General features: G+C 70.7%; 2 protein-coding genes. Both read right to left on the bottom strand.

Annotated elements, in window-relative coordinates; all coding sequences use genetic code 11:
* Positions 1 to 1,302 (bottom strand): type I polyketide synthase (locus G5C65_RS30780; RefSeq protein WP_420903378.1); only part of this gene is annotated, 1,302 nt, incomplete at its 3' end.
* Positions 1,302 to 5,161: type I polyketide synthase (locus G5C65_RS30775; RefSeq protein ID WP_165302337.1), on the bottom strand; the 3,860-nt coding region annotated here is incomplete at its 5' end. The genes G5C65_RS30775 and G5C65_RS30780, both read right to left, overlap by 1 nt.

Here is a 5,161-nt window from a genome sequence, read left to right as displayed (position 1 = left end):
CACCCCCGCACGCCGCACACCCTCCCCCACCACCGGCCACTCCCGCGCCTCCACCAACAACTCCACCGCACCCGCCGACCAATCCACCTGCCCCGTCGGCTCATCCACATGCAACGACTTCGGCAACACCCCCCGCCGCATCGCCTCCACCACCTTGATCACACCCGCAACCCCCGCAGCCGCCTGCGTATGCCCGATATTCGACTTGACCGAACCCAGCCACAACGGCCGACCCTCCAACCGCCCCTGCCCATACGTCGCCAACAACGCCTGCGCCTCAATCGGATCACCCAGCGTCGTGCCCGTACCGTGAGCCTCGACCAGGTCCACCTGGTCCGCGGAGATCTGCGCGTCGGCCAGCGCCTGCCGGATGACACGCTGCTGCGCCGGGCCGTTGGGGGCGGTCAGACCGTTGGAGGCACCGTCCTGGTTGACAGCGGTACCGCGCACCACCGCCAGCACCGGATGCCCCAACCGCTCCGCGTCCGACAGCCGCTCCACCGCCAGCATGCCGACACCCTCACCCCAGCCCGTGCCGTCGCCGGCCGCCGCGAACGGCTTGCAGCGTCCGTCGGGGGCCATTCCGCGCTGGCGGCTGAACTCGATGAACGTGTCCGGCGTCGCCATCACGGTCACACCGCCGACCAGGGCCAGGGTGCACTCCCCCGACCGCAGCGCCTGGATCGCCCAGTGCAGCGCCACCAGCGACGACGAGCACGCCGTGTCCAGCGTCACCGCCGGGCCTTCGAACCCGAGGGTGTAGGCCACCCGCCCCGAGGCGATGGCGCCCGCGTTGTTGTTGTCCGGATAGTCGTGGTACATCATCCCGGCGAAGACGCCGGTACGGCTTCCGCGCAGCGTCGCCGGGTCGATGCCCGCATGCTCCAGCGCCTCCCAGGAGGTCTCCAGCAGCAGCCGCTGCTGCGGGTCCATCACCAGCGCCTCGTTCGGGCTGATCCCGAAGAACCCCGCGTCGAACTCGCCCGCCTCGTGCAGGAACCCGCCCTCGTTCACATAGCTCGTACCGGGGCGCAACCCCTCCGGGTCGTAGAGGCGGTCCACGTCCCAGCCGCGGTCGGCGGGGAACGGTGTGAGAGCGTCCCGCCCCTCGGCCACCAGCCGCCACAGCTCCTCGGGCGAGTTCACCCCGCCCGGGTAGCGGCAGGCCATACCGACGATCGCAATCGGCTCCCGGAGTGCGGCCGTCAGCTCACGGTTGCGTGCGCGCAGCCGCTCGGCGTCCTTGAGCGACGCGCGGAGCGCGGCAACGAGCTTCTCGTCAGAAGTGGCCATCTGCGAGATCACCTTTCCTGGATCGCGTCGTCAAGGCCGTCAACATCGCTGAGCGCCATGCTGATCAGGCTCTCGGTGTCCATGGCGTCGATGGACTCCGCCTCGTCGGCCGGTTCGTCGAGCCCGGTCTCCGCCCCGCTGACACCGGCCAGCTCCAGCAGCCCGTCCATCAGCCCCGCGTCGCGGAGACGAGCGAACGGAATGGCGGTGAGCAGACGCCGGACCTGCTCCTCGGCGGACCCGGAGGCGCCCTCGGCCTCCGCCGCGTCCTCCGGGACCAGCCCGGCGACGAGGTGCTCGGCCAGCACCTGGGGGGTGGGGTAGTCGAAGATCAGCGTGGCGGGCAGCCGCAGCCCGGTGGCCGTCTCCAGGGCGTTGCGGAACTCCACCGCGCTCAGTGAGTCGAAGCCCAGCTCGCCGAAGGCCCGGTCGGGCCCGATCGCCTCCGGCCCGCCGTATCCCAGGGTGGCGGCCGCCTGGGTCCGTACGACCGTCAGCAGGGTGCCGGGCCGCTCCTCCGGCGGCAGCGCGGCCAGCCGCTCCCGCAGCGACGACGCCGCGTTCTCCCGACCGTCCCCTTGATCAGCCGTACGCCGGGCAGGGCCCCGCACCAGGCCGCGGAACAGCTCCGGTACGGGCCCGCTCGCGGCCAGGGCGCGCAGGTCGAGACGGATCGGCACGAGGTCCGGGCGGTCCGCGGCGCACGCGAGATCGAAGAGGGCGAGCCCGTCCTCGACGGACAGTGGGCGGACGCCGCCGCGTGCGAGGCGGGAGCGGTCCTCGTCGCCCATGGTGCCCGTCATGTCGCTGGCCTGGTCCCACAGGCCCCAGGCGAGGGAGTGGGCGGGCAGACCCTGCTCGCGGCGGTGCGCGGCCAGCGCATCGAGATAGGCGTTCGCGGCGGCATAGTTGCCCTGCCCCGGCGCACCCATCACCCCACCAGCCGACGAGAACAGCACAAACGCCGACAGATCCATCCCCGCCGTCAGCTCATGCAGATACCACGCCGCATCCACCTTCGGCCGCAAAACCGCATCCACCCGCTCCGGAGTGAGCGACCCGACCGTCCCGTCATCCAGCACACCCGCCGCATGCACCACACCAGTCAACGGCCACTGCCGAGGAACACCCGCCACAACACCCTCAAGCGCACCCCGATCAGAAACATCACACGCAACCACCGTCACCTGCGCACCCAGCTCTGCCAGCTCCTCAACCAGACCATCCGGCGCCACCCCGCTCCGGCTGGTCAGCACCAGATGCGGCACCCCACGCCCCGCCAACCACCGGGCCACATGCACCCCCAGAGCACCAGTACCACCGGTGACCAGCACCGTGCCCGAGGGCTCCCAGCCGGAACCGGTCACGGCTACCGGCAGCGCTCGGGTCAGGCGGCGCCCGTACACCCCAGCCTCCCGCACCGCGACCTGATCCTCACCACCACCAGCCAAAACACCCGCAAGCCGGGCCCCGGCCCGAGCATCCAGCTCGACCGGGAGATCAATCAGACCGCCCCAACGCTGCGGGAGCTCCAGGGCAGCGACCCGGCCCAGACCCCACACCGCCGCCAAGTCCGGATCCTCCAGCCGATCCGAGTCGCCCACCGACACCGCACCCCGCGTGAGCACCCACAACGGCGCATCAATACCAGCGTCACCCAACCCCTGCACCCCAGCCAACACCTCGGCCACATCACCAGCCAGCAACACCACACCAGACACATCAGCCATCTCAGACAGCTGCGCTACCTCGCCCACCGGAATGCACACCACCGTCGCACCCGCCGCAGACAGCGCCGCGGACACATCCACATCCTCACGCCCCACGACCACCCAGGTACCGGACAACGCCGCCGGGGACAGGCCGACCAGCGGCTTCCAGGTGACCTGGTAACGCCACGAGTCCTGGACCTCCTGCGCCGGCAGTTGCGGCCAGTACTGCTCACGTTGGAAGGCGTAGGTGGGGAGGTCGACCACCCGGCCGCCCCAGCCCGCGAACACCTTCGACCAGTCGACCTCGACACCGGACGTCCACAGACGGCTGATCGCGGTGAGGACGGTGTCGGTCTCGTCCCGATCCTTGCGCAGTACCGGTGTGAACTGAGCGTTGCTGACGGTGTCCTGGGCCATGCCGGACAGCACTCCGTCCGGGCCGAGTTCCAGGTACCGGTTGGCTCCGAGCTCAGCCGTTGCCGTGATGCCGTCGGCGAAGCGGACGGGCTGACGCACCTGCTTCAGCCAGTACTCCGGCTCTTGCATCAACCCCGGCTCGGCCACCGCGCCGGTCAGGTTCGACACGATCGGGATACGTCCGGGGTTGAACGTCAGCCCGGCCAGGACGGTCGCGAATTCGTCCAGCACCGGCTCCATAAGCGCCGAGTGGAACGCGTGCGAGACCGTCAGGACGTTGACCCGCCAGCCCCGCGCCGCACACTCGGCCGCATAGCTGTTGATGACGTCGAGGGCGCCGGAGAGCACCACCGAGCGCGGGCCGTTGACCGCCGCCACATCCAGCCCGGAACCGGCGGAATCGGCGACCTCAGCTTCCGTCGCCTGCACCGCCACCATCCCGCCACCGGACGGCAGCCCCTGCATCAGACGCCCACGCTCCGCGACCAGCGTGCACGCATCATCCAGATCAAGGATCCCGGAGACGTGCGCGGCGGTGATCTCGCCCAGCGAATGACCCAGCAGCACATCCGGGACCACACCCCACGCCTCCACCAGCCGGTACAGGGCCACTTCGAGCGCGAACAACCCCGCCTGCGCCCACAGCGTGCCCTCCAGACCGATACCCCCGGCCAGCACCTCACGCAACGGACGCTCCAACCGCACATCCAACCGCGCACACACCGCATCGAACGCCTCGGCAAACACCGGGAACGCCTCATACAGCTCCAGCCCCATCCCGGCACGCTGCGCGCCCTGCCCCGTGAACAGGAACGCCAACCGGCCCTCCCCGGCGACACCAGTCGCGAGCACGTCCCCGTCAGCAAGGACCACGCGGTGATCCAGCCCGGCCCGCGTCGTCGCCAGCGACCAGCCGACATCCACCGCGTCCGGGACGCCGTCGGCTGCGATGTCCAGCAGCCGCGCGATCTGCGTCCGCAACGCGGCTTCGGACTGTGCCGACACCGGCCACGGCACGGCATCCGGCACCTTCGACGACACATCGGCCGCTGCCGGTTCAGCCTGTGGGGGCGCCTGCTCCAGGATGACGTGCGCGTTGGTGCCGCTGATCCCGAAGGACGAGACGCCCGCGCGGCGCGGCCGGTCCACCTCGGGCCACGACCGTGCCTCGGTCAGCAGCTCCACCGCGCCAGTCGACCAGTCCACCTGCGGCGAGGGCTCATCCACGTGCAGCGTCGACGGAAGCACACCGTGCCGCAGGGCCATGACCATCTTGATCACACCGGCCACGCCCGCGGCCGCCTGCGTGTGACCGATGTTCGACTTGATCGATCCGAGCCACAGCGACTCACCTTCGCCACGGTCCCGGCCGTAGGTGGCCAGCAGCGCCTGCGCCTCGATCGGGTCACCCAGGCGGGTCCCCGTCCCGTGCGCCTCCACGGCATCCACGTCCGCAGCCGTGAGGCGGGCGCTCGCCAGCGCCTGCCGGATCACGCGCTGCTGGGAGGGACCGTTCGGCGCGGTCAGACCGTTCGACGCGCCATCCTGATTCACCGCACTGCCCCGCACCAGCGCCAAGATCTGATGCCCGTTGCGCTGCGCGTCCGAGAGACGTTCCACCAGCAGCAGACCGGCGCCCTCGCCCCAGCCCGTACCGTCCGCCGACGCCGCGAACGCCTTGCACCGGCCATCGGACGCCAGCCCGTCCTGCCGGTCGAACTCCGCAAACGCCGCCCCCG

The sequence above is a fragment of the Streptomyces boncukensis genome (assembly GCF_011045075.1).
Lineage (GTDB): Bacteria > Actinomycetota > Actinomycetes > Streptomycetales > Streptomycetaceae > Streptomyces > Streptomyces boncukensis.
This window is presented reverse-complemented; position numbering and strand designations above follow the sequence as displayed.